The 473-nt window shown below is 69.6% G+C and carries 1 pseudogene; it reads right to left on the bottom strand.

The annotated features are described in order from the left end of the window. Window positions 1–473 (bottom strand): annotated as a pseudogene (locus EXE50_RS16990) (HD domain-containing protein); the annotation flags it as partial.

The raw sequence follows: 473 nt of genomic DNA, 5'->3' as shown, positions 1-473 counted from the left end.
CGTTGACTCCCGCATCGACGGCTCGTCGGGCACGTCGAGGATCACCTCCCGTGAGTCGAGGTCACAGGCGTCGGCGATCTCGTCCTCCAGTTCCCGTGTCTCCTCGTGGCCCGCCGCCAGCAGCCAGTCGGGCACGCCGCCGAGTTCGGCCCAAACCGCGCGCTTGTACAGGTCGCGCTCGGCGTAGCGTCGCGCGAACTCGCTTGTCTCGTCACAGAGTCGAAGCGCGACCAGGAGGCCGTGGTCGTCCATCCGGCGGAGCTCCGCGGCGCTCAGATCGGGGTCGCTGTTGAGCAGTCGCTCCGAGGCCTGTCGCAGCATCGCCTTGCTGATCCGGGCGACGTGGTGGGAGTAGACGGTGGGGTTCATCAACGCTCGCGCCACGAGCAGTGACTCGGCGCTCTGGACGTTCCCCGGCGCGAGCACGAGCTTCCCCTCGACGAACCGCAGCGCCCGCACGAGCCGGCCGGGGT

Origin of the sequence: Halorubrum sp. ARQ200 (genome assembly GCF_005435115.1) — an archaeon.
GTDB lineage: Archaea > Halobacteriota > Halobacteria > Halobacteriales > Haloferacaceae > Halorubrum > Halorubrum tropicale.
Note: the sequence above shows the minus strand (reverse complement) of the source record. Positions and strands in the feature narration are given on the sequence as shown.